Raw genomic sequence first — 24,107 nt, 5'->3', positions numbered from 1 at the left:
CTCCGTCAAATAAGTTCAGGCGGCGGCCACCAGTGGGCCTTGGGCGTGGTTCAGTGCGAGGTCGAGCGCGTCGAAGTTGCGCAGCCGGCGCGTGCTCGCCACGCCTGCGACGGGGCGGTTGCAGATCAGGGGCACCTTCTGCTCCGACACGCCGCCGTGCGAACGCAGCGGCACTTCGAGCGCCGTGAGGTCGTGGCGCGTGGCCGAGGTGCCGATGACGGTGCTCTGCTCGCTCACCACCACGATGTCGCCGATGCGGTCGGGCGGCAACTCGAAGCGCTGCGCGGCCTCCTTGCGCGAGAGCACGAGCTGCATGCCGGGGATGCGCTGGATGCGGTCGATCCAGCCGGGCACCTCATCCTCGCTGGGCACATACACGGTGGCGAACGAGCCGAGTGCGCCGTGGTGCACCACATACGGATCGGTGATCGGCAGGATCACGCGCGCGCGGTCCGGGCCATACCAGCCGTCGAGCACGTCCTGCAGGTAGATGACGTTGGGCGAGCCGTCGGCGCCGTGCTTGTCGTTCATGCCGTGGTCGGCCGTGAGTACGATGGTGGCGCCGAGTGCATCGAGCTGCGCGAGGTAGCCGTCCATCATCTTGTAGAAAGCGTTGGCGGCGGGGCTGCCCGGCGCGGCCTTGTGCTGCACGTAGTCGGTGGTCGACAGGTACATCAGGTCGGGGCGGCGCGATTCCATGAGCTTCACGCCGGCGGCGAACACGAACTCCGAGAGTTCGGCGCTGTAGACCGAAGGCACCGGCATGCCGACCATGTCGAGCACGTTGTCGATGCCGTTCTCTTCCATCGTCACCTGGTCCGACTTCTCCGACGAGAAGCAGATGCCCTTCATCTTGTGGCCCAGCAGCTTGCGCAGCTTGTCCTTGGCGGTGACCACCGCGAGCTTCGCGCCTGCATCGGCAAACGCGGCCAGCACGGTGCCGGCACGCAGGTACTTGGGGTCGTTCATCATCACTTCCTGGCCCAGCTCGCGGTCGAAGAAGTAGTTGCCGCAGATGCCGTGCACCGCAGGCGGTGCGCCGGTCACGATCGACAGGTTGTTGGGGTTGGTGAACGAGGGCACGACGCAGTCGGCGAGCAGGTCGGCGCCGCCCTTGCGCATGGCCTCGAGGTACGGTGCCACGCCGGCCGCAATGGCCGCGTCGAGGTACGCGGGCTCGCAGCCGTCGACGCAGACGACGACCACCGGGCGGACCATCCAGCGGTAGCTGCGGCCGTTGACTTCGAGTGAGTCGGATTTCATGAAGAGATGCTCCTTGGCAAGTTGGGTGTGTCGGTGCGCAGGCCTCAGCGGCGGATGAACAGCGCAATGAAGGCACTGATGAGGCAGCTGGCCGCGACGATGGGGAACACCACCGAGGTGCTGCCCGAGTGGTCCAGCATCCGGCCGATCAGCGGTTCGCCCAGGCCGGCCAGCAGGTACGAGAAGAAGTTCATGACACCGGTGGCGGTGCCGGCGCGCTTGGCGCCCACGAGGTCGGGGCACAGGGCCCAGAACGACGAGGCCGGGCCGTAGACGAAGAAGCCCGCCAGGAACAGCAGCCCCAGGCCGAGGATGCTGGTGGGCAGCAGGTACATGCCCATCGAGGCGATGGCGCCCAGCAGCATGTACAGCACGATGGCCTTGTAGCGCTTGGAGCCGAACACCTTGTCGGAGATCCAGCCGTTGGTGAGCGCGCCGAAGGCCATGCCCACGGGCAGCGCCACCGAGATCCAGGCCGGGTCGATCATGCCGTCGGCGGCCTTGGCCCAGTCCTTGCCCAGGAAGTGCACGGGCACCCAGACGATGAGGCCGTAGCGCGCCGCGTTCTGGAAGCCGATGGCCAGCGCGGCGATCATCAGCTTGGGGTTGCTGAGCACGGCCTTGTAGCGCGACCACGAACTCTCTTGCGGTTCGCCGTCGGCCACGCCGGCCTTCTCGGCTTCCTGCGGGTTGTTGTTGGCCACGCCGGTGTCGGGCGACTTGAAGCCCAGGTCTTCCGGCCGCTCACGGGCGATCAGGTAGAAGGCGATGCCGCCCACCAGCATCAGCAGCACGGGGAGCCGGAAGATCCAGCGCCAATCGAGGTGCAGCACGTTGACGACGATGATCGACGTGACGAACGACAGCACCGAGGCGCAGCCGGCGGCGAACACGTAGAAGCCGTAGACCTTGCCGCGCTCGCCCGCGCCCCACCAGTTCGACAGCAGCCGGCTGCCCGGCGCCCAGCCCAGGGCCTGGAAGTAGCCGTTGATGCCCCACGGGATCGCCAGGCTCTTGAAGCCGACCGCGAAGCTCACGACCCAGTTGGCGGCGCACGAAAGGATGGCGCCGGCGGTCATCACGCGGCGTCCGCCGAACTTGTCGCCCAGGTTGCCGTTGATGGCCTGCCCGACGGCATAGCACCACAGCAGCGAGGTCGAGGCCCAGCCGAGCATTTCCTTGGAGAGGCCGAACTCCTTCTGGATGCCGGGGATGGCGAAGCCGAAGGTCTGGCGCCCCGTGTAGAAGAAGAAGTAGCAGAACATGGCCGCCAGCAGCATCCGCCACTGCGCCTTGCGGAACGAATTGTCGAGGGGGCGTGCGTAGGTGCCCGCCTGCAGGATGGGATTGGCCGCTTGCATGGTATGTCTCCTTGTCTTGACGGGCGTGGGGCCCGTGGGGCCGGCTCGATGGCCGGCATGCTGTCTGTCGTGTCTGTCGTGTCTGGCTGTCTCTGTCTTGTCTCGCTGCGCAGTCCCTGCCTGTCAGGCCAACGCCGCCGCGCCGATGAAGTTCTTGCCGCGCGCCCCGTCCATGGCGCGCGCGATCATGGCCGCCGCTTCGCTGTCCGCAACGCCATAGTCGGCAAACTCGGTCTTCACGCCAAGCCCCTGCAGGAAAGCCCGCAGTCGCTGCGTGGCGGTCGCCATGTCGGCGCCGAACAGCAGCTGCAGCGTCCGGTCGCGGTCGGGCGAGCGGGCCCAGGCTTTCTCCAGCACGAGGGGCAGCGTGAACGAGCACGCGATGCCGTGGGCCAGGCCGTGGCGCAGCGTCATCTCGTAGGAGATGGAATGCGCCAGCGCCGTCTTGGTGTTGGAAAACGCCATGCCTGCCTTCAGCGCGGCCAGCGCCATGCGCTCGCGCAGGTCGAGGTTGCCCAGGTCCTTCAGCAGCGCCGGCAGGCAGTCGAAGATGTCGCGCACGGCCGAGACGGCGAAGGTGTCGGAGACCGGGTTGGCGTTGACGTTCCAGATGGCTTCGAGCGCGTGCGAGAGCGCATCGAGCCCCGTCGACACCGTGGTGCCCGCCGGCACCGAGAGCATGAGCTCGGGGTCGACGATGGCGGCCTCGGGCCAGGTGGCGTCCAGGTGCAGCGAGTATTTCTTCTGGTTGCCGGCGTCCCAGATGGTGGCCCACGGCGTCACCTCGCTGCCGGTGCCGGCGGTGGTCGGCACGGCGATCAGCGGCTTGACGCTGGCGGGCACGAAGGGCTTGCCGGTGGCCAGCAGCGCGACGAGCTCGTCGAACTGCCCGTTGGCCGTGCCCACCATCAGCGCCTTGGCCGTGTCGATGGCGCTGCCGCCGCCCACCGCCACGATGGCGTCGCAGGGCGCGTCCGATTGCCAGAAGGTGTTGTAGAGCTCGCGCAGGTGGGCGACGTCGGGGTTGGGGCGCACGTCGTCGATCACGGTGACGAGCGCGTCGCCCAGCAGCGCCTGCAGGCGCTCGACCAGGCCCAGGCCGCGGGCCTCGGGGAAGGTGACGAGCGCGACGCGGCGGCCCGCCAGGAGCGCGGGCAGCCGTGCGAGGCTGCCTCGCCCGGAATGAATGGACACGGGGTTGCGGTAGGCGTGGGGCATCTTTTTTGTCTCCGGTTTCTGTCTGGGCCGCAGTGTCGAAGCGGCGTGCCGGGGCGTCCAATCGCATTTCGCGCGTGCAACCCGTCCAAAACCGATGGATGCCTTCGGGAAAGCCTGCATAGGCGCCGGCGCCGCATCTGAGGGAGGCTCGGCGCACGCCCCTCACGACCGCCCCATGTTTCACCAGTACTACAAGTGGATCCGCTGCTTCCACGCCGTCGCCAAGACCGGCGGCTTCACCACGGCCGCGCGCTACCTGCACATCGGCCAGCCCACCGTGACCGACCAGGTCAAGGCGCTGGAAGAGCGCTTCAACGTCGAGCTGTTCCTGCGCAGCGGGCGCGCCGTGCGGCTCACGGCCGCGGGCGAGCAGCTGTATGCGATCACGCAGGGCCTGTTCGGGCAGGAGGAAGAGGCGATGCAGTTCCTGCAGCGCGCCCACAAGCTGCGCACGGGGCTGGTGCGCGTGGGCGCGGTGTCGCCGCCCATCGCGCTGGAGCTGGCGCGCAGCTTCAAGCGCAGCCACGCCGGACTCGACCTGACGGTGTCGATCGGCTCCGAGGCCTCCACGCTCGGCGGGCTGCAGGACTTCGACATCGACGTCGGCATCCTCGTCGAGCCGCCCGAGATCGAAGGCCTGCACCAGGTGCCGTACCGCGTGGAGCGCATCGTGGCCGTGGTGCCCGCGAAGCACCCGTGGGCCAAGAAGCGCACCATCGCCACGCGCGACATCGCGGGCGAGCCGGTGATCCTGCGCGAGCCCGGCTCCAAGACGCGCCACCGCGTCGAACGCGCCTGCGCGCAGCAGGGCGTGCAGATGCACTGCGTGATGGAGATCAACAGCCGCGAGGCCATCCTGCACGCCGTGGCCAACGGCATGGGCGTGGGCTTCGTGACGCAGATCGAGTGCATTCCGCTGCCCGGCCTGAAGATGGTGGAGATCGACGACGACGAGCTGTCGATCAGCTACTCGCTGTGCTGCCTGGCGGTGCGCAAGGACCGGCCGCTGATCCGCGCGCTGTTCGAGGTGGCGCAGCAGGGCGACGACACGGCCGGCTGAGCAGGGTTTCGTCGCCGGCGGCACACCCCGCGGCGGGCTTCTTCGCTATCCTGCCGTCTGGCCCCAGACGAAGGATCGACCTTGAACTTGCACCCCGCCCTCCAGGACGCCGCCGCGCGCGACTTCGGCACCCTTGCCGACCTGGTCCGCCTCCACGCCCAGCACACGCCCGAGCGCCCCGCGCTGGCCGATGCCCAGCAGACGCTGGACTACCGCGCGCTCGACGCGCTCATGGACCGCATCGCCGCCGCCCTGCAGCGCGACGGCCTGCGCGCCGGCGACGCCATCGCGGTCTGCGCCGCCTCGTCGGTGCCCTACGCCGCCGTGTTCCTGGGCGCGCTGCGCGCGGGCGTCGCGGTGGCCCCGCTGGCCCCCGGCTCGGCGCCCGCCAGCCTGGCGCGCATGATCACCGACGCCGACGCGCGCCTGCTGTTCACCGACGCCTCGGCCGCCGAGGTGGTGGGCGCCGCGCAGGCCACGGGCCTGCCGCACATCGCGCTCGACGGCTCCGACGTCGGCCGCGCGCTCGACGACTGGCTCGCGGCGCCCGGCGCGAAGCCGGAGCCCGTCGAGGTGCAGCCCGACTGGGCCTTCAACATCATCTATTCGTCGGGCACCACCGGCGAGCCCAAGGGCATCGTGCAGGGCCACGGCATGCGCTGGTCGCACATCCAGCGCGGCGCCAAGTACGAGTACGGGCCCGAGACGGTCACGCTGCTGTCGACGCCGCTGTACTCCAACACCACGCTGGTGGTGTTCTTCCCCACCCTCGCCTTCGGCGGCTGCGTGGTGCTGATGCCCAAGTTCGACGCGCTGGGCTACCTGCAGCTGGCCGTGCAGCACCGCGTGACGCACACCATGCTCGTGCCGGTGCAGTACCAGCGCCTGATGGCGCACCCGCGCTTCGACGCGCACGACCTCTCGACCTTCCGCCACAAGTTCAGCACCAGCGCGCCCTTCAACGCGGCGCTCAAGGCCGACGTGCTCAAGCGCTGGCCCGGCGGGCTGGTCGAGTTCTACGGCATGACCGAAGGCGGCGGCACCTGCATCCTGGAGGCGCACCTGAACCCGACCAAGCTGCACACCGTGGGCCAGCCCGCGCCGGGCAGCGACATCCGCCTGATCGACGAGGAAGGCAACGAGCTGCCGCGCGGCGACACCGAGGTGGCCGGCGAGGTGGTGGGCCATTCGGCCGGCATGATGACCGGCTACCACCGCCAGCCCGCGAAGACGCGCGAGGCCGAGTGGTTCGACGCCACCGGCAAGCGCTTCATCCGCACCGGCGACGTGGGCCGCTTCGACGCCGACGGCTTCCTCACGCTGTTCGACCGCAAGAAGGACATGATCATCAGCGGCGGCTTCAACATCTACCCGAGCGACCTCGAAAGCGTGCTGCGCGGCCATGCGGCGGTGGCCGACGTGGCGGTGGTCGGCATTCCGTCCGAGCAATGGGGCGAGACGCCCGCGGCCTTCGTGGTGCGCCGCGAGGGCGACGCCACCACCGAAGAGGCGCTGCTGCAGTGGGCCAACGCCCAGGTCGGCAAGACCCAGCGGCTGGCGCGCCTGCGCTTCATCGACGAGCTGCCGCGCAGCGCGATCGGCAAGGTGCTCAAGCGCGAGCTGCGCGACCTGAGTGCCTGATCGAGTGACCGCCGCAAGCGCCGACACCGCCCCGCCCGAACACGGCGGCGGCAACGGCCTGCTGTGGGTGCTCGTGGCCGTCGCGGTCGTGTTCGCCTTCGTGCGCCCGCGCGCGCCGATGGACTGGCTGCGGCTGGTCGACTGGCAGACCGTGGGCGCGCTGGCGGGCCTGCTCGCCATCACCCAGGGCGTGGAGAAGAGCGGCATGCTGCAGGCCGCCGCGCGGCGCCTTCTGGCGCACACGCACAGCCAGCGCGGGCTGGCGATGGCGCTCACGGCCACGGCCGCGCTGCTGTCGGCGCTGGTGACCAACGACGTGAGCCTGTTCCTGCTGGTGCCGCTCACGCGGGTGCTGGCCGTGCAGGCGCACCTGCCGCTGGCGCGGCTGGTGGTGCTGCAGGCGCTGGCCGTGAACGCGGGCTCGGCGCTCACGCCCATCGGCAACCCGCAGAACCTGTACCTGTGGCACCGCTCGGGCGAGAGCTTCTTCGGCTTCATGGCCATGATGGGCCCGACCGTGGCGATCATGCTGTTCTGGCTGTTCGTGGCCGTGTGGTGGCTGGTGCCGCGCACGCCCATCGCGCTGCGCGAGGAGACCGAGACCGCGCCCGTGCAGCCGCGCCTGCTGGCGCTGGCCGGCGTGCTGTTCGTCGGCTTCGTGGTCGCGCTCGACCGCCACTGGCTGCTGCCCGGCCTGGGCGCGGTGTTCGGCGTGCTGCTGCTCACCTACCCGCGCGTGCTGCGCGGCATCGACTGGGCCTTGCTGGCGATCATCGCCCTGATGTTCGTCGACCTGCGCCAGGCCGCCGAGCTGCCCGCCATCGCGGCGCTGCTGGGCCACTGGCCCATCGGCGAGGGCTGGCGCGCCTACCTCGCGGCCATTGCCGCCTCGCAGGTCATCAGCAACGTGCCGGCGGCGATCCTGCTCGACCACTACGTGCACGACCTGCCGGCACTCGCGGCCGGCGTGAGCGTGGGCGGCTTCGGCTGCGTGCTGGGCTCGCTGGCCAACCTGATCGCGCTGCGGCTGGCGAAGCTGCCGCACGGGCTGCGCGAGTTCCACCGCATCAGCATTCCGTTCCTGCTGGTGTGCGCGGCCTCGGCGCTGCTGCTGCGGCTGGGGTGATGACAGGCGGCGGGGCGGCCCGGACAATCGCTCCCGCCATGCCCACGCCCGCCCCCGTCCTCTCGCTGCGCGACTACACCCCATCGCGCGGCAGCCATGCGCACGACCACTTCCAGGTGCTGCTCGGGCTCGACGGCGTGCTCGAGATCGAAGTCGAAGGCCGCGGCTCGGGCATCGGCACGGGCCAGGCCCAGGTGGTCGCGCCCGGCGACCGGCACGACTTCGAGGCCCGGCGCGGCGGCAGCGTCTGCCTCGTGCTCGACACGCCGCACGCCCCGTGGGCGCGTTGCGTCGAGCAGCCGCCGGCCGATGCACCCCGGCTGCACGCACTGGCCCGCTACCTCGCGCACTGCCTGCAGCAGCCGCAGCACGCGGCGCTCGCCCTGCAGCACGGCCCGGCGCTGCTGCTCGAGGCCTGGGGCGCCGCGCCCTCGGTCGCCGATACGCGCCGCCGCCGCATCGACTGGCCGGCCCTCGCGGCCTGGGCGCAGGCGAACTGGCACCGGCCGCTGGGCGTGGCCGACCTGGCCGAGGTCGCCTGCCTGAGCCCCAGCCAGTTCGCGCAGCGCTGCCGCGAGGAACAGGGCCGCAGCGCCATGCTCTGGCTGCGCACGCTGCGGCTGGCCCATGCGCGCGAACTGCGGCTCGAAGGCCTGAGCGTGGCCGAGACGGCGCGCCGCACGGGCTACCGGTCGCCATCGGCGCTCACGGCCGCGCTGCGCCGCTGACTTCGTCGTTGCGCGACGACGCACCGTCGGGCCGCGACGAGCGCCGCGCGTAGCCTCGGCGTCCATGCCCGCCACCTTCTACGCCCTGCTCGCCATCGCGCTGTGGGCCACGCTCGCCACCTTCGGCACCGCGCTGTCGCACCTGCCGCCCTTCCTCCTGACCGGGCTGGCGCTGATCGTCGGCAGCGTGCCGAGCTGGCCACTGGTGCTGCGCGACCGCCGCGCCTGGCGCGTGCCGCCGCGCACGCTGGCGCTCGGGGTGTACGGGCTCTTCGGCTTTCACTTTCTGCTGTTCATCGCGCTGCGGCATGCGCCGCCAGTCGAGGCCAACCTCGTGAACTACCTCTGGCCGCTGCTGATGGTGGTGCTGGCGCCGGTGCTGCTGCCGGGCGTGTCGCTGCGCCCGCTGCACGTGGTGGCGGCGCTGCTGGGCTTCGCGGGCGCGGCCATCGCGATCCTCGGTGCGCGCGGCGGCGGCTCGGCGCTTCCCGGCGCGCCCGCCACGTACTGGGGCTTCCTGCCCGCGGCCGGCTCGGCCTTCATCTGGGCCAGCTATTCGCTGTGGACGCAGCGTGTCACGCCCTTCCCGACCTCGGCCATCGGCCTGTTCGGGCTGGTGTCGGGCGCGCTCTCGCTGGCCTGCCATGCGCTGCTGGAGCCGGCGGTGGCGCTGTCGGCCACAGACGGGCTGCTGGTCGCACTGTGCGGCCTGGGCCCCTTGGGCGCGGCCTTCTTCGTGTGGGACATGGCGCTCAAGCGCGGCGACGCGCGGCAGATCGGCATCCTGAGCTACCTCACGCCGCTGGCCTCCACCGCGCTGCTGCTGGCCGTGACCGGCCGCGCGCTCACGGCCAGCATCGCGCTGGCGGCGGCGCTGATCATCTCGGCCGCGGTGATGGGCACGCGTGCGAAATGAGACAAATCAGGGCGATGCCCGACAGAGCTTGTCGTTTTTTGTGGCTAGAGTGGAGGCTCAGGAAAAAGGAGTCACCCCCATGGATCAGAAGAACAACAAGACCGAGGATTTCGAGATCACGCCCAAGCTGGTGTTCGACATGAACCTGGCGCTGTACCTCGACCTGGTGGCCGCGCTGGAGGGCGCGGGCGCCGTCACCTACCGGCAGATGGCGGCGCGGGTCCTGAACATCAGCATGGACGCGCGCACCGACGGCGACACCAACCTGTCGACCGTGCTCGAAGGCATCGCCCAGGGCTTCGCAGGCCACGGCGACGGCCTCTCGATCGAACTGCTGAAGGCCGCGCGCGGCCTGCGCGAGGACGATGCGATGGGCGACATTCCGATGCGGCCCAACCTGGACGACTGACCCGTCGCCTGCGGCATCGATCTCCGGCGGCCGATGCGCCGTGCAATCGGCGGGGCACGGCGACGCTGCCGCTTTCGCCGCTCAAGGCGACTTCCTGACGGGCACCGGCCGCCCCACCCGTTCCAGTACCTCCTGCGGCCAGATGACCTTGCGCATGGTCATGTGGCTGATCCAGTTGCACAGCGCCCACAGGGTGAAGAACGGCAACGTCACAGGAAAAAGGAGCAGAAAAAGAACGGTCGGAAAACGGTTGGTTCTCCACCACCAGCCCAGCTGGGGTCCGAAGGGGCTGACCACGCCCATGCTTTGCCACAAGCTGCGGGGGCGCTCGAAGATTTGAAGCTGCTCGCCCTGCGGAACACCAGGCCCCCCGTCTTCCATGAAGCGCCGGATGTGCTCCCACAGCATCGGCACGGTGTACTCGCCCATGCCCAGGCTGTTTCCCACATCGAATTCATCAAGCAGGCGGCCCTCTTTTTCGTCGGGCTTGCGGTAGTCGCGCACCACCAGCGTCAGGCTGTGCAGGCGCGAGAGGGCCTGACCAGTGGATGCCAACGTCACACGGTGTTCGGCCGTGATGCACGCCCAGTCGTATTCCACCGCCTGCAGCGCGATGGGTTTGAGGCGCATGCGCTGCCACCCGCTGTCGGCAGAACCGTCGAGCGGAAACAGGCGATAGACCTTGCGGTGCTTGCGGTCGAAGACGGTCGGCTCGTCCTCGGGGGCAAAAAGATCCATGCGCAAGAAGAAAAGGTACCAGCGAGGAAAAACGTAGAACGCCAGAAATGCAACGACCACCATCTCCAGCGCCAGGAACGGATGCCGCCAGGACGTGAACACGCTCAACATTCCCGAGGAAACCAGCATCCAGAGGACCCATGTCTGGACGACAACGCCGGCTGCCACGCTCATCAATGCAAATCCGCGCATCTGTGCGGATGCCCCCGGTTGCTGAAGCGCGATCGCGTCCTTGAACACCGCCACCACATTGTTCATGGCACTGGGCTCATCGCTGGCGCGCTTGTTCTTTCTGAAACGCTCCAGCACGCCATTGAGCGCCCGGTCGTCTACCGTGTTCGGCGCAGGCTCGACGCCCTGCAGCAACGCGATGGCTGGTGCCACGAACTCACCATGCTTGAGCACGTTCAGCTTCCTCCGGTGCAGCTGTATCGTGCTGCATTTTCTTGAAAATCGCCCCATCAGGGCTCGGTGGGTCTGGGTGCGGAGATTCTGGGCCACAGCCAGTGCATCGGGTCGGCCTTCAGCCCTGCTTGAATGACGGCCCCCAGAGCGTCCAGTATCTTGCTGCGGTCCATGCGCGGTGCAGGTCGTTCACACGACCGGCCCACTGACGAAGCGCGGAGGTTGTCAGAATTCTTTCCTTTCCATCCTCACCTGTACCGAGAGCACGGTGACCTCATTGAAAACCCCTTCGGATGGGGCCCTGTCGGCAGTGCTGCACAAAGTCAGCGACAACATCGTCCTCATCGGACCTGCGCGAAACAGGTTGCAGACGGGCGCAGCATTCGCATCGTTCTGCTCGATTGTCTTGCTCTGCGTGCTGTGCGCGACCTTCATCATGGGCACAAGCGACGGGCCCAACGAATGGGCATCTTTTCTTCCCTCGTTTGGCTTCGCCATGTTCCTGGTTGTGATGGTCTGCACGCAGCTTTTTTATCCTCGAAGCTTTCTGTTTCAGCGTGCGCCGATCTATGCAGTTTTCGATCGCGAAGCGCGGCGGGGCTACTGGGCAAGCGATGGCCAACTGCGCGCTGTGCCATGGAAAGAAGTTCGTTTCTATACCGTCGAGACCAGCCGCGAATCGAGCACTGGACAACGGTTGCACCAGCATTTCCTGCGGATCGAAAGCTCTGGCCCGAGCGAGGGACGCAGCGTCGAAATACCGGTCACGCAGACCTTCGATCGCTTGAGCGGCGCCATGGTTGTTTCCGGGCTCATCAAGGCCTCGCGTCGCTTCATGCGCAACCGCCGCGCCATGGGCGCTGACATGGAGGACCTTCGCCTGCAGCCCCAAGGAAGCATTCTTCGGTCCATCGGAACGTGGGTCATCCCGCCCCATCAGTCCCTCAAGACGCACCCCTGGAGCGTTCTTTTCGGGGTGTTCGGCTTTCCATGGGTCAGCTTGTTTTTCATCTTCACCGCCTTCTACATGGCGGCGGTCAAGGCCACGAGCACGCCCGCCCGCTGGCCGGATGAACTGCTGTCCAGGATCGGGGAGATTCCGGCAGGGTCCCAACTGGAAACCATCATCTCGTCGAAGGTCTGACCGACCGTTGCGCAAAGCCCGCCCGCGTTTGCCAACGGTCCGTCGTCCTCCTGATGCCCCGCTTGGGGGCAGCCCCGAACGACGGGGCTGCGGACGCTTTCGGCAGCGTCAGTCTTCGGCGACTTGAAGTACGAGCTTGCCGAAGTTCTCCCCCGCAAACAGCTTGTTCAGCGACTCGGGGAAGGTGTCGAGGCCCTTCACGATGTCTTCCTTGCTCTTCATGCGGCCGTCCTTCAGGTAGCCGGCCATCTCGGCGATGGCGATCGGGTAGCGGTCCGCGTAGTCGAACACCACGATGCCTTCCATGCGCGCGCGGTTCACCAGCAGGCTCAGGTAGTTCTTCGGGCCGGCGGCCGGCATGCTGTTGGCGTTGTTGTACTGGCTGATGGCGCCGCAGATGATCACGCGGGCCTTTCGCGCCAGGCGTGCCAGCACCGCATCCAGGATGTCGCCGCCGACGTTGTCGAAATAGATGTCCACGCCCTTCGGGCAGTGGGTCTTCAGGCCTTCGCGCACCGCGCCCGCGCCGGCCTTGTAGTCGATGCAGGCGTCGAAGCCCAGCTCTTTCACCACCCACTCGCACTTGGCGGCGCCGCCGGCGATGCCGACCACGCGGCAGCCCTTGATCTTGGCCAGCTGGCCCACGGTCTGGCCCACGGCGCCGGCCGCGCCCGAGACGACGACGGTTTCGCCTGCCTGGGGCATGCCCACGTCCATCAGGCCGAAGTAGCCGGTCATGCCGGGCATGCCCAGCACGTTGAGCCACTGGGTGATGGTGCCCACGCGCAGGTCGACCTTCACGAGGCCGTTGCGCTTGATCTGGTCCTGCGGGATCAGCATGTATTCCTGCACGCCGAGCGTGCCGTACACGGTGTCGCCCACGGCGAACTGCGGGTTCTTCGAGGCCACCACGCGGCCGATGCCGCCGGCGCGCATCACTTCGTCGATGGCCACGGGCGGGATGTAGCTCTTGGCGTCGTTGAGCCAGCCGCGCATGGCGGGGTCGAGCGACAGCGACAGCGTCTTGACCAGCACGCCGCCCTCGTCGGGCTGGGCCACGGGCTCGGTGCTGAAGCGCCAGTGCTCGCGCGTGGCCGTGCCCTCGGGGCGCTTGGCAAGACGGACCTGGTGGTTGGTGAGGGCGCTGCTCATGGTGTCTCCTTGATGGGTGAATGTGCCGGGCATCGGCGACGCAGCCGCATCGTAGTCGCGGGCCCCGACCCCGCGCGTAGCGCAGGCGACAGCCCGCGCGCGCCCTCCGGGCACCCTGCTATGGAAGCAGGAGCAGCCCGTACGCCGCCGCCGTGGCGACGCCCAGCACGGAGGCCACGGCGCCGACGCGCCGCGCCCAGCCGGGCCGGTAGCTCACGAGGCCGACCACCACGAGCGCGGCGGCCGTGAGGGCGCCCAGCCACAGCACCCATCCCATGGCCGGCCCGCGCAGGCGCAGCGCGGCGACCAGCGACAGCCCCAGCAGCGCCGCGCCGCCCAGCTGCTGCCAGGGCCGCGACGGGCCCGGCGTGCGGCCGCGCCCGTGGGCGTCTTCGTAATGCCGGTCCATCGCCAGGCTCAACGTGACGAAGCCGCCGAGCGCCGACGCGAACAGGGCGCACACCAGCGCGAAGGTGCTCATCAAAAGCACCCCCGCGCCGGAAGCCCCGCCCTCACCGGACGACGAAGCTCAGCGTGGCGACGTGGCGCGTCTGCGTGTAGGGCTTGCCGTCCCAGGTGCCCTTGCCGTCCTTGTCGGTGTGGTTCACCTCGACCACGTACTGGCCGGGCCAGGGCGTCTGCAGCGTGACCTGGCCGGCGTCGTCGGTGGTGAACTTCTTCTCCCACTTGGGCGGGCCGAACACGACCACCTCGGCCTTGGGCAGCGGCTTGCCCGCCAGCAGCAGCGTGAAGCTGTTGCTGTTGGCGGCCTGCGGCACGAGCTCGAGCGTGTGGCGCGCGACGGTCTCGGTGCGGCCGGTGCGTGCCTGGTAGAGGCTCGCCACGCCCTTGTCGCTGACGTAGGCACCCACGAGGCGCGCGTCGCCGCTGGCGTCGGCCTTGACCACGAAGTGATCGGCATGGCGCGTAGCGGGCGTCTGCTTTCCGTCGGCGGCGATGCCGCGCGGCGCGCTGACCAGCTTCAGGTGGCCCGCCTCGGTCTCGCGCAGGTCGTCGGCCCATTCGCCGAAGTAGGCCTTGGCCTCGCCGCCTGCGGCGGGTTCGAGCCAGACGAAGTGGGCGTGCGCGGCGCCCGAGAAAACGAACGCGGCCGCCGCGAGGGTGGCAAGGGAGAACAGGGGTTTCTTCATGGTCGATGCTCCAGGGTTGGTTGAGGATTGAGACGGAATGGAAGGCTGCTTGTTCAGAACTTGGCGCGCAGGGTCAGGCTCACGTTGCGCGGCTCGCCCCAGAACACGCTGTCGTAGAAGCCCACGTTGCGGTAGTACTTCTTGTCGAAGACGTTGCGGATGTTCAGCTGCGCCGTGACGTTCTTGTTGATCTCGTAGCTGGCCATGAGGCTGAAGACCGCGTACGCCTTCTGCGAGATGCGCGGCAGCGGGTCCTTCATGCTGAACAGCGGCGGCTGTCCATACCACGACTCGCCGTAGATGCCGCTTTGCGCCGTCATGTCGCCGCCGACCTTCAGGCCGCGCCAGGCGCCACTGAAGCGGTAGGCGGTCGACAGGCGCAGCAGGTGCCTGGGCTGGTTGGGCACGGCACGCGCGCCCTTGGCGGTCTTGGCATCCAGGTAGGTGTAGCCGGCGGCCACGTTCCAATCGGGCGTGATCTGGCCCGACACGTCGAACTCCAGGCCGCGCGCGGTCACGCCGTCGCCGCTGGCCACGTAGGCCTGGCCGCCATCGGGCAGGCGAAAGCCCGCGGGCACGCTGCGGTCCAGCTCGGCCAGGTTCTTCTTCTTGACCTGGAACACGGCGGCCGACGCATTGAGCGCACCGCCGAAGTACTCGCCCTTCAGGCCCAGCTCGGCGCTGATGCCGGTCTCGGGTGCAAGGTACTGGTCGTTGCGATCCTTCGAGCTTTGCGGGTTGAACAGCGTGGTGTAGCTGGCATACAGGGAGTGGCGCTTGTCGAGGTCGTAGACCAGGCCGACGTAAGGCGTGACCTCGTCCTTCGCTTCTGACTTGCCCGTGGTGCGCGTGTACTGCAGTGCCGTGTTGTAGGCGTGCGTGTACCTGCGGTAGTTGCTCACGCGCGCGCCGACGATCACGTTCAGCGGGTCGGTGAGGCTGAAGCGGCCCGCCACGTAGCCGCCGTTGAGCTGCGTGAAGCCCACGGTCTTGGAGCCGTCGGCCAGGAAGATCGGGCGCGGGATGTTGCCGGTCCACGTGCGGTAGTCGGGAATGGCCTCGGGGTACGGGATCACCGGCGTGCCGCCCTGCGAGGTGTAGGTCTGGTTGCCGCCGTTCCATCCGGCGATGAAGGTGTGGCGCCGCCCGAACAGGCTGAAGGGGCCGGTGGCGTACAGGTCGAAGTTGTCGTTGACGTACTCGCCCTCGCCCCACACGCCGCTCCACAGCTTCATGCCCTGGCCGGTGAAGCGGTTGGGGTAGCCCGCGCCGCCGTTGGCCACGGTGGTGTTGTTGGTGCTGGTGGTGCGCGCATAGCCCAGGTGCACCTTCCAGTCGTTGTCGAAGCGGTGCTGCAGCGAGACGAAGGCCGTGTGCTGCTTGTTGGCCCAGGTGCTCCACGGCGCGCTCAGGCTGGTGTTGCGCGGCAGGTTGGCGAGCGTGCCGTCGTGGTTCCAGTACGGAATGGCGCCCCAGGTCGCGCCCGTAGGCTTGTTGTCCTGGAAGTCGATGCCGGCGGTGAGCAAGGTGGAGCGCGTGAGGTCGGCCTCGACGATCACCATGCCCACGGTCTTGCGCTCGTGGTACAGGTCCATGTACGAGTCGCGGTCCTGCCAGGCCAGCGCGGTGCGCGCGCGGATGCGGCCGTCGGCGGTGAGCGGCACCGACAGGTCGACCTCGGCGCGCTTGTGGTTCCAGCGCCCGTAGCTGAGCGAGGCGCTGCCCTGGAACTCGCGCGTGGGGCGCTTGCGCACCGAGTTGATGGTGGCCGACGGGTCGCCCGTGCCGCCCATGAGGCCGGTGGCGCCGCGGATGACCTCGATGCGGTCGTACAGCACCGTGTCCGACAGCGGCGAATTCGGCCCGCGCGGCATGCCGTCGATCTGGAAGTTGTTGATCGAGAAACCGCGTGCCGAGTAGTTCACGCGCTCGCTGTCGGCCTGCCCGACCATGATGCCGGTGGTCTGGCCCAGCACGTCGTCGATGCGGGCGCTGCCCAGGTCGTCCATGCGCTCGCGCGTGATCACGGTCACCGACTGCGGCGTCTCGCGGATCGACAGGTCCATGCGGGTCGCGGTGGAGGCCTGCTCGGCGGTGTAGGAGCGGCTGCCCTCGGTGCGGCCGCTGCGGTCGCCCGAGACGGTGACCTCGGACAGCGCCGCGCCGCTGGCGGCGGGCTGTTGCTGCTGCTGCGCGCTGACAACGCCGCAGCAAAGCAGGGCGACAAGGGCCACGGGAGACCGCTGGAAGCGGGCGCGTGAAAACGAATGCTGGTTCATGGCATGAAGAAAGGGGGCGGCCCGACCCGAGAGATCGGCAACGCCCGTTGGCAGGAGATGGCTAGCGACGCACCCGGCCGCGAAGGGACCGGCAGCGACCTGGCTGCGGAGAAAAAACGCGGTGCGTCAGTAGGTGCCGCGCAAGGTCACGAGCAGGTGGCGCGGGGCGCCGTAGAAGCTGCTGCTGGTGCTGGTGCGGTAGCGCGTGTCGAAGACGTTGTTCAGCGCCACCGACACGGCGAGGTGCTTGTTGATGGGGTAGCGCGCCATGAGGTCGAGCGTGGTGTAGGCCCGCTGCGTGAAGCGCGCGTGGCCCGAGGGACCCAGGCCGGTGCTGTAGGTGTCGCTCTGCCAGTTCAGGCCACCGCCCACCGTGAGGCCGTTGCCGATGCCGGCGATGCGGTAGCTGGTGAAGAGCTTCAGCAGGTTTTTCGGCACCTGCGTGTTCAGGCGCCGGCCGGCCGCGTCGCGTGCCACGCTGTGCGCGAAGCCGCCGCCGACCTGCCAGCCGGGCAGCAGCTCGCCGGCCATTTCAAATTCGTAGCCGCGCGTGGTCGTGCCCTTGGCGGCGCGGTAGGCGGCCGAGCCGTCGGGCGCGAACTCGTTGTCCAGGCGCACGGCGAGGTTGTCCTGCTTCACCTGGAACACGGCGGCGCTGAGGTTGAGCCGGTCGTTGTGGAACGCGCCCTTCACGCCCGCTTCGTAGGCGTGCCCTTCGAGCGGATCGAGGTAGGTGCCGCTGCGGTCCTTGGCGGCCTGCGGCTTGAAGATGCTGGTGTAGCTGGCGTAGGCCGACCAGTGCCTGTCGAGGTCGACCACCACGCCCGCGTACGGCGTGACGACGCCCTTCTCGCTGCGCGTGGTGAGGGTGGCGGCGCGCTGCAAGGGGACGGTGCGCGTCGCGTCCTTCCAGTCGCTCGCGCGCGCGCCGACGATGACCGAGAGCGCCTCGGTCGGCCGCAGCCGCACCGTGGCATAGGCGCCCGACTGGCGCGTGGCGGTTTCCTGGCGGCCGGTCACGGGCTGGTGCGGCTGGGCCGGCAGGTCACCGGTCCAGGTGTTGAAGTTCGCGATCCACGGATCGAAGCCCGCCACGTTCCAGCCCGCGTACAGCGGCGCGTCGCTGTGCGTGCGCGAGGCGTTGTAGCCCAGCACCAGCTCGTGGCGCCGGCCCAAGAGTTCGAAGGGGCCACTGGCGTACAGGTCGAATGCGTTCTGCACCGGCACCGCGTTCCAGCGGTTGGTCCACAGGCCGAGCCCCGCACCGGTCGCGCGGTCCATGTAGCCGCGCAGCGCGTAGCCGATGACGTCGTCGTAGGCGCGGCGCGAGCGGTTGAAGGCGGCGTGCACGGCCCAGCCGTTGTCGAAGCGGTGGTCGAGCGCGGCGAAGTACTGGCGCTGGTCCTGGTACGAATGGGCCCAGCGCGCGGCGGCGCTGCGCGAGCGGCCGTAGGTGGCCTCGCTGCCGTCGCTGAAATGCAGCGGCAGGCCGGCGCGCGCCACGCCGTCGTTGTCGTGCCGCTGCAGCTCGAAGCCGGCGCTCAGGCGCGTGCTGCGCGCGAGGTCGGCTTCGACGATGCCGTAGAACAGGCGCTTGTTCTCGTGGTGACGCTCGATCCACGAGTCGCCGTCCTGCACTGCCGCGACCACGCGCGCGCGCACGCGGCCGTCGGCGGTGACGGGCCCGCCGATGTCGAGCTCGGCGCGCTGCCGGTTCCAGGTGCCCGCGCTGAACGAAGCGCTGGCCTGCAGCGCGTTGCCGGGGCGCTTGCGCACGAGGTTGACGGTGGCCGCCGGCGTGCCCACGCCATTGAGCAGACCGGTGGCGCCGCGCACCACCTCGACGCGGTCGTAGAAGGCCAGGTCACCCGTCTGCAGCAACCAGGTGCCGGCCTGCGGGATGCCGTCGACCTGGTAGTTCTCGACCTCGAAGCCGCGCGCATAGACGGCGTTGGCGTCGGTGCCGGCGTTGCCGCTTTGCACGAAGCTCAGGCCGGGCGCCTGGCGCAGCACGTCGCTGATCTGGCCCAGGCCCTGGTCGTCGATGCGGTCGCGCGTGAGCACGCTGACCGACTGCGGCGTCTCGCGCAGGCTGAGTTCAAGCCGCGTTGCGGTACCGATCGCGCCGTCGGTGGTGTAGGAGCCCGTGCCTTCGGTGACGGTGCCGGTGTCGCGCCCGCCGGTGACCGTGACCTCGCTGAGCGCACCGCCGGCAGCCGGCGCTTCGGCCTGCGGCTTCGGACCCGGTGCGCGCTGCGCCGCGACGCGCAGTGCGTAGCCGCCCGAAGCACCGCGCACCGCTTCGAGGCCGCTGCCTTCGAGCAGCTGCAGCAGCGCCTCGCGCGCCGTGTAGCGGCCCTGCAGCGCAGGCGCGCGCTTGCCGCGCACCACCTCGGCATCGACGCCGAGCAGCAGCCCCGTGCGCACGGCGAGCGCGGTCAGCGCGCTGCTCAGCGGCTGCGCGGGCTGGTGCCACTCGAAGGCCGCATCGGCGGCGGGCGCTTGCGCGGCAGCCGGCGCGGTGAGCAGCACCAGGCTCGCCAGCGCGAAGGCACGGCGCAGGCGATGCCAGCGCTGCGCGGTCTCGGTCGGGTCTGCGGGTCCTGTCATGGTGTGGTGAATCTCTTTTCACCACCTATGACAAGCGGGCACGGGAAACGGGTAGCGGTGTGCGCGAAAAAGTTCGACCGCCCGGTCACGGCGGCGCCGTGGTGGTCACCCGCACCAGCCACGGCGACAGCGTCGACACGCGCAAGCTCGGCAGCGCGCTGGCGAGCAGCGCGAGCGCGGCGTCGCTCTGCTGGATGGGCAGCACGCCGGTGAAGCGCAGCGCGCCCAGGGCCTCGTCGTCGGCCAGCAGCAGGCCGGGCCGGTGCCGGCCGAGCTGGCGCAGCACCTCGGCCACGGGCGCGTCGTCGAACACCAGCCGGCCCTGCGGCCAGGCCAGTCCGCCGGGCGCGGCGGGCACGGTGTCGGTGGTGACGCCGCGGCGGTCGAAGCGCACCTGCTGCCCCGCCTGCACGTCGACCCAGCGGTCGTCGCCGCCCTCGAGCGGCTGGACGCGCACGCGCGATTCGGTGACGGTGACGAGCGTGTCGTCCGCCTCGCGCCGCACGGCATAGCGCGTGCCCAGCGCCTGCGCGCTGCCGTCGCGGTCGACCACGGCAAAAGGCTTGTCGCCGTGCGCGACCTCGACGAAGACCTCGCCGCGCAGCAGCTGCACGCGGCGCACGCTGCCCGACAAATCGATGTCGATGGCCGAGTCGCTGTTCAGCGCGACGCGGCTGCCGTCCTCGAGCGTGAGGTGGCGGATCTCGCCGGTGCCGGTGCGCTCGTCAGCCAGCCAGGCCTGCCACGGCATCGCGGCGCCCGCCACGAGCAGGCAGGGCAGCAGCACGAGCGCGCCCAGCGCCTGGCGCGACAGGCCGCGGCGTGTGGGCTGCGGCGCGGGGGTGTCGGGCGTGACCGACTCCCACATGCGGCGCATCTCGGCCAGCAGCCGCGCATGGCGCTCGTCGAGCGCGCACCAGGCCGCGCAGGCGGCGCGCGTGGCGTCGTCCACGCTGTCGTCGGCGAGGGTCACGGCCCACAGCGCCGCCTCCTCGCGCAGGCGCTCGGTGGCCGCGTCAGGCATGGGCCGGGGCGTCGGCGCTTTCCGCTTCGGGCACGGCCGCGGCCAGGCGGCCATGGCAATGCGCCAGCACCTTCGCGAGGTACTGCTTCACGCGCGTCTCGGACACGCCCAGTTCGGCCGCGATCTCGCGGTACGAGCGCCCTTCGACGCGCGCCATCAGGAAGGCGGTGCGGCTCTTCACGTCGAGCTCGGTCGCCAGGAGCGCGAGCACCTGGCCCAGCAGCTCGCGTGCGCAGGCCTTGTCCTCGGCGCTCGGCGCGCAGGCGTCCTCGGCCATCAGCGCGACGGTGCGCAGCACCTCGGCCTCGACCTGCATGCGGCGGAAGCGGTTGATCATCAACCGGCTGGCCACCACCTGCAGGAAGGCGCGCGGCTGGCGCAGCACCGGCTGCTGCGGCAGCTCGATGAGGTTGAGAAAGGTGTCGTGCGTGAGATCGGCCGCGGTGAAGCCGCAGCGCAGGCGGCCCAGCAACCAGCTGCGCAGCCAGCCCTGGTGGTCGACGTACAGCTGCCGGACTTCCGGATGGGACATGGTGTGAAGGGGCATCGCGGGCAGCGACGCAATTGAGAGTTATTCTCATTATAGATTTGTAAAGTTTGTCCTGTCCCCCGAATCGTCTCATTCCGCATGAGGCACCGCGCGGGCTACCCGTTTCCGCGCCTCGCACGTCTTAGCAGCATGACCCTCGCTTTCTTCTGCAGGGACGCCCGGTGACGGCGCCCGCTTCCCGTTCGCGCGCCGGCACACGCCTGCGCATCGCCGCCTTCGCGGCCCTGGCCCTGGCCGCCGCCGCGGTGGCCTACGTTTGGGCGAGTCCGCGCGACCCCGGCTGGGACACCGCCGTGCTGCGCCGCGGCGACATCGAAAGCAGCGTGACCGCCATCGGCACGCTGCAGCCGCGCCGTTATGTGGACGTGGGCGCGCAGGTGTCGGGCCAGATCCTGCGGCTGCACGTGCAGCCCGGCGACCCGGTGAAGAAGGGCCAGCTGATGGTGGAGATCGACCCCAGCGTGCAGCAGGCCACGGTGGACGCCGGCCGCGCCTCGCTCGCGGGGCTGCGCGCGCAACTGGCCGACCAGCACGCGCAGCACCGGCTGGCGCGCCAGCAGTTCGCACGCCAGCAGCAGATGGCCGCCGAGGGCGCCACGCGCGCCGAAGACGTGCAGACCGCCGAAGCCACGCTGGCTTCCGCCGCCGCGAAGATCGCGCACCTCGAAGCCCAGATCGCCCAGACCCAGGCCACGCTCAAGGCCGACGAGGCCCGCCTGGGCTACACGCGCATCTACGCGCCGATGGCCGGCAGCGTGGTCTCGGTGCAGGCGCGCGAGGGCCAGACGCTCAACGCCACCTACCAGACGCCCGACATCCTGCGCGTGGCCGACCTGTCGAGCATGACGGTGTGGACCGAGGTCTCGGAAGCCGACGTGCGCCGCGTGAAGCGCGACATGGCCGTGTACTTCACCACGCTCGGCGCCGACCGCCGCCGCTGGGAAGGCACGGTGCGCCAGGTGCTGCCCTCGCCGCCCGTGGCCGCGGGCAAGAGCGGCGGCGACGCGCCGCAGGCGCCGGCCGCCAGCAAGGTGGTGCTCTACACGGTGCTGTTCGACGTGGACAACGCCGACGGCGAGCTCATGCCGCAAATGACCGCGCAGGTGAGCTTCGTCGCCGCCTCGGCGCGCAACGTGGTGGTGGCGCCGCTGCCCGCGCTCACGGCCGTGAAGGGCCAGAGCGGACGCTTCACCGCGCGCGTGCTCGGCCCTGATGGCAAGCCCGCACCGCGCGACGTGCGCATCGGCGTGCGCGACCGGCTCTCGGGCGAGGTGCTCGAAGGCCTGGCCGAGGGCGAGCGCCTCATCACCGGCGAGCGCGCGGCCGGCGGCGGCACGCGGAAGTTCCAGCTGTGAGTGCGGCCGAGACGAAGACGACCCCGCTGATCGCGCTGCACGACCTGCGCAAGTCCTACGGCGGCCACGACGGCGCGCCGGCCGTCGAGGTGCTGCGCGGCATCACGCTGGAGCTGCATGCGGGCGAGTTCGTCGCCATCGTCGGCAGTTCGGGCTCGGGCAAGTCGACGCTGATGCACCTGCTCGGCTGCCTCGACCGCCCGACCGGCGGGCGCTACCTGTTCGCCGGCCAGGACGTGGCCGGCATGGACGCCGACGCGCTCGCGCGGCTGCGGCGCGAGGCCTTCGGCTTCGTGTTCCAGGGCTACCACCTGATCTCCACCGAGTCGGCGCAGGAGAACGTCGAGATGCCCGCCATCTACGCCGGCGCGGCGCCTGCCGAGCGCGCCTCGCGCGCACGCGGGCTGCTCACGCGCCTGGGCCTGGGCGAGCGGCTGGGCCACCGGCCGCACCAGCTGTCGGGCGGGCAGCAGCAGCGCGTGTCGATCGCGCGCGCGCTCATGAACGGCGGGCGCATCGTGCTGGCCGACGAGCCCACCGGCGCGCTCGACTCGCGCAGCGGCGAAGAGGTGATGGCGCTGCTCGACGAGATGGCCGCCGCCGGCCACACCGTGATCCTCATCACGCACGACCGCGAGGTGGCGCAGCGCGCACGCCGCGTGATCGAGATCCGCGACGGCTGCATCGTGTCGGACAGCGGACGCGCGCCCGCCGAAGCGCCGCCAGAGCCACTTCCGCGGCTCTCAGCCACGCACACGGCCGACGCCGCCGACACGCCGCGCGCCCTGCTCTCCGAGCTGCACGAGGCGCTGCGCGCGGCCTGGCGCGTGATGTGGATCCACCGCTTTCGCACCGGCCTCACGCTGCTGGGCATCGTGATCGGCGTGGCCTCGGTCATCGTGATGCTCGCGGTCGGCACCGGCTCGCAGGAGGCGGTGATGAAGCAGATCTCGCTGTTCGGCGCCGACAAGATGTACGTGGCCGCCATTCCCGACAGCGCGCGCGGGCGCGGCGGCAAGCTCACGCTGGCCGATGTCGACACCATCCGCCGCCTGCCCAACGTGCGCGTGGCCATGCCGTACATCGAGGGCTTCGTGGTCGCGCGGCGCGGCAACGTGGACCACCGCACCGAGGGCGGCGGCGCCACCACCGACTTCGAGCAGGCGCTGAAGTGGCCGACCGCGCGCGGCATCTTCTTCGACGAGAGCGACGAGCAGAGCCTGGCCAAGGTCGCGGTGATCGGCGAGCGCGTGCAGGCCGCGCTGTTCGCCGACGGCACCGACCCGGTGGGCCAGCGCATCCTGCTGGACAACGTACCCTTCGACGTGCTGGGCGTGCTCGCCGCCAAGGGCGCGGGCGGCGGCCAGGCCAGCGAGGACGAGCGCGTGATCGTGCCCTTCTCCACCGCCGCCGCGCGGCTGTACGGCAGCAACCATCCGACCTGGGTGGCGGTGGCCGTGCACGACGTCGACAAGGCCTCCGAGACGGCGGCAGAAATCGTCGAGGTGCTGGCCGCGCAGCGCCACGTGCGCGACGTGCAGGTGTTCAACCAGACCGAATCGATCAAGGCGCGCGCGCAGACCCAACGCACCATGACCGTGATGCTCGGGCTGATCGCGGCGGTGTCGCTGGTGGTCGGCGGCATCGGCGTGATGAACGTGATGCTCATGACCGTGCGCGAGCGCACGCGGGAGATCGGCATCCGCATGGCCACGGGCGCACGCCAGCGCGACATCCTGCGGCAGTTCCTCGTCGAGGCGGTGCTGGTCACCGTGACCGGCGGCGTCGCGGGCGTGGTGGGCGGGCTGCTCGTGGGCGCCGCGCTCATCGTGTGGAACGTGCCGGTGATCTTTTCCCTCACCGCCATCGCGGGCGCCTTCGGCTGCGCCGTGCTCACCGGCCTGGTGTTCGGCTTCATGCCGGCCCGCAAGGCCGCCGCGCTCGACCCGGTCGCGGCCCTGTCTTCCGAATGACGAC

The 24,107-nt window shown here is 69.9% G+C and carries 20 protein-coding genes; 9 read left to right on the top strand and 11 right to left on the bottom strand.

Translation table 11 applies throughout. The features are described 5' to 3' along the window. Nucleotides 1-15: 15 nt before the first annotated feature. From phnA to psrA, 3 genes are all read right to left on the bottom strand, one after another. A complete protein-coding gene (phnA, locus tag AC1RLW_RS30485) occupies nucleotides 16-1,263 on the bottom strand; it encodes a phosphonoacetate hydrolase (RefSeq protein WP_062480081.1) in 1,248 nt (415 codons plus the stop codon). 44 nt (nucleotides 1,264-1,307) lie between these two features. Continuing rightward, nucleotides 1,308-2,624, bottom strand: a complete 1,317-nt coding sequence (locus AC1RLW_RS30480; protein ID WP_095747023.1) for an MFS transporter — start codon at nucleotides 2,622-2,624, stop codon at nucleotides 1,308-1,310. Between the two features lie 123 nt (nucleotides 2,625-2,747). Continuing rightward, nucleotides 2,748-3,842 (bottom strand): iron-containing alcohol dehydrogenase PsrA, encoded by a 1,095-nt coding sequence (gene psrA, locus AC1RLW_RS30475; RefSeq protein ID WP_493196160.1) that lies wholly within the window; start codon nucleotides 3,840-3,842, stop codon nucleotides 2,748-2,750. A 175-nt stretch (nucleotides 3,843-4,017) separates the two neighbouring features. Between psrA and AC1RLW_RS30470 the strand changes: the two genes are divergently transcribed. The 6 genes from AC1RLW_RS30470 (at nucleotide 4,018) to AC1RLW_RS30445 (ending at nucleotide 9,722) form a co-directional block, all read left to right on the top strand. Beyond that, entirely contained in the window at nucleotides 4,018-4,902 is an 885-nt protein-coding gene (locus AC1RLW_RS30470; RefSeq protein WP_493196159.1) for a LysR substrate-binding domain-containing protein, read from the top strand. A gap of 87 nt (nucleotides 4,903-4,989) precedes the next feature. Beyond that, nucleotides 4,990-6,543: a class I adenylate-forming enzyme family protein gene (locus tag AC1RLW_RS30465; protein WP_493196225.1), complete on the top strand. Its 1,554-nt coding sequence runs from the start codon at nucleotides 4,990-4,992 to the stop codon at nucleotides 6,541-6,543. 4 nt (nucleotides 6,544-6,547) lie between these two features. Beyond that, complete coding sequence (locus AC1RLW_RS30460; RefSeq protein ID WP_493196157.1) at nucleotides 6,548-7,669, top strand: SLC13 family permease; 1,122 nt, start codon at nucleotides 6,548-6,550, stop codon at nucleotides 7,667-7,669. Between the two features lie 38 nt (nucleotides 7,670-7,707). Next, the gene (locus tag AC1RLW_RS30455; protein ID WP_487847403.1) at nucleotides 7,708-8,397 is read left to right on the top strand and encodes a helix-turn-helix domain-containing protein; all 690 of its coding nucleotides are present in this window, start codon (nucleotides 7,708-7,710) and stop codon (nucleotides 8,395-8,397) included. A 64-nt stretch (nucleotides 8,398-8,461) separates the two neighbouring features. Beyond that, entirely contained in the window at nucleotides 8,462-9,313 is an 852-nt protein-coding gene (locus AC1RLW_RS30450; RefSeq protein WP_493196156.1) for a DMT family transporter, read from the top strand. A 79-nt stretch (nucleotides 9,314-9,392) separates the two neighbouring features. After that, on the top strand, nucleotides 9,393-9,722 hold the full coding sequence (locus AC1RLW_RS30445; RefSeq protein WP_095747028.1) for a hypothetical protein: 330 nt from the start codon (nucleotides 9,393-9,395) through the stop codon (nucleotides 9,720-9,722). A gap of 81 nt (nucleotides 9,723-9,803) precedes the next feature. Here AC1RLW_RS30445 and AC1RLW_RS30440 read toward each other — a convergent pair whose 3' ends face one another. Next, nucleotides 9,804-10,865: a DUF6708 domain-containing protein gene (locus AC1RLW_RS30440; RefSeq protein ID WP_493196155.1), complete on the bottom strand. Its 1,062-nt coding sequence runs from the start codon at nucleotides 10,863-10,865 to the stop codon at nucleotides 9,804-9,806. 268 nt (nucleotides 10,866-11,133) lie between these two features. Here AC1RLW_RS30440 and AC1RLW_RS30435 point away from each other — a divergent pair, with 268 nt between their 5' ends. After that, the gene (locus AC1RLW_RS30435) at nucleotides 11,134-12,009 is read left to right on the top strand and encodes a hypothetical protein (protein ID WP_493196154.1); all 876 of its coding nucleotides are present in this window, start codon (nucleotides 11,134-11,136) and stop codon (nucleotides 12,007-12,009) included. Nucleotides 12,010-12,117: 108 nt separating this feature from the next. Here AC1RLW_RS30435 and AC1RLW_RS30430 read toward each other — a convergent pair whose 3' ends face one another. The 7 genes from AC1RLW_RS30430 to AC1RLW_RS30400 form a co-directional block, all read right to left on the bottom strand. Beyond that, nucleotides 12,118-13,161: an NADP-dependent oxidoreductase gene (locus AC1RLW_RS30430; protein WP_493196152.1), complete on the bottom strand. Its 1,044-nt coding sequence runs from the start codon at nucleotides 13,159-13,161 to the stop codon at nucleotides 12,118-12,120. 118 nt (nucleotides 13,162-13,279) lie between these two features. Next, entirely contained in the window at nucleotides 13,280-13,642 is a 363-nt protein-coding gene (locus AC1RLW_RS30425; protein WP_447747628.1) for a DUF3325 domain-containing protein, read from the bottom strand. A gap of 31 nt (nucleotides 13,643-13,673) precedes the next feature. Then, nucleotides 13,674-14,312, bottom strand: a complete 639-nt coding sequence (locus tag AC1RLW_RS30420; protein ID WP_307588223.1) for a DUF4198 domain-containing protein — start codon at nucleotides 14,310-14,312, stop codon at nucleotides 13,674-13,676. A gap of 53 nt (nucleotides 14,313-14,365) precedes the next feature. Next, the gene (locus AC1RLW_RS30415; RefSeq protein ID WP_493196151.1) at nucleotides 14,366-16,546 is read right to left on the bottom strand and encodes a TonB-dependent siderophore receptor; all 2,181 of its coding nucleotides are present in this window, start codon (nucleotides 16,544-16,546) and stop codon (nucleotides 14,366-14,368) included. A gap of 171 nt (nucleotides 16,547-16,717) precedes the next feature. Beyond that, a complete protein-coding gene (locus tag AC1RLW_RS30410) occupies nucleotides 16,718-19,201 on the bottom strand; it encodes a TonB-dependent siderophore receptor (RefSeq protein ID WP_493196150.1) in 2,484 nt (827 codons plus the stop codon). Between the two features lie 85 nt (nucleotides 19,202-19,286). Next, nucleotides 19,287-20,225 carry a FecR family protein gene (locus AC1RLW_RS30405; RefSeq protein ID WP_493196149.1) on the bottom strand — a complete coding sequence of 313 codons (939 nt, stop codon included), beginning with the start codon at nucleotides 20,223-20,225 and terminating at the stop codon, nucleotides 19,287-19,289. Then, nucleotides 20,218-20,757 (bottom strand): sigma-70 family RNA polymerase sigma factor, encoded by a 540-nt coding sequence (locus tag AC1RLW_RS30400; protein ID WP_493196148.1) that lies wholly within the window; start codon nucleotides 20,755-20,757, stop codon nucleotides 20,218-20,220. The genes AC1RLW_RS30405 and AC1RLW_RS30400 overlap by 8 nt, the downstream gene beginning before the upstream one ends. Before the next feature lie 179 nt (nucleotides 20,758-20,936). Here AC1RLW_RS30400 and AC1RLW_RS30395 point away from each other — a divergent pair, with 179 nt between their 5' ends. Then, nucleotides 20,937-22,130 (top strand): efflux RND transporter periplasmic adaptor subunit, encoded by a 1,194-nt coding sequence (locus tag AC1RLW_RS30395; protein ID WP_493196147.1) that lies wholly within the window; start codon nucleotides 20,937-20,939, stop codon nucleotides 22,128-22,130. Next, complete coding sequence (locus tag AC1RLW_RS30390) at nucleotides 22,127-24,103, top strand: MacB family efflux pump subunit (protein ID WP_493196146.1); 1,977 nt, start codon at nucleotides 22,127-22,129, stop codon at nucleotides 24,101-24,103. The genes AC1RLW_RS30395 and AC1RLW_RS30390 overlap by 4 nt, the downstream gene beginning before the upstream one ends. The last annotated feature ends 4 nt before the right edge of the window (nucleotides 24,104-24,107 follow it).

The organism is Variovorax sp. GW822-FHT04A09 (assembly GCF_058801005.1).
This window is presented reverse-complemented; position numbering and strand designations above follow the sequence as displayed.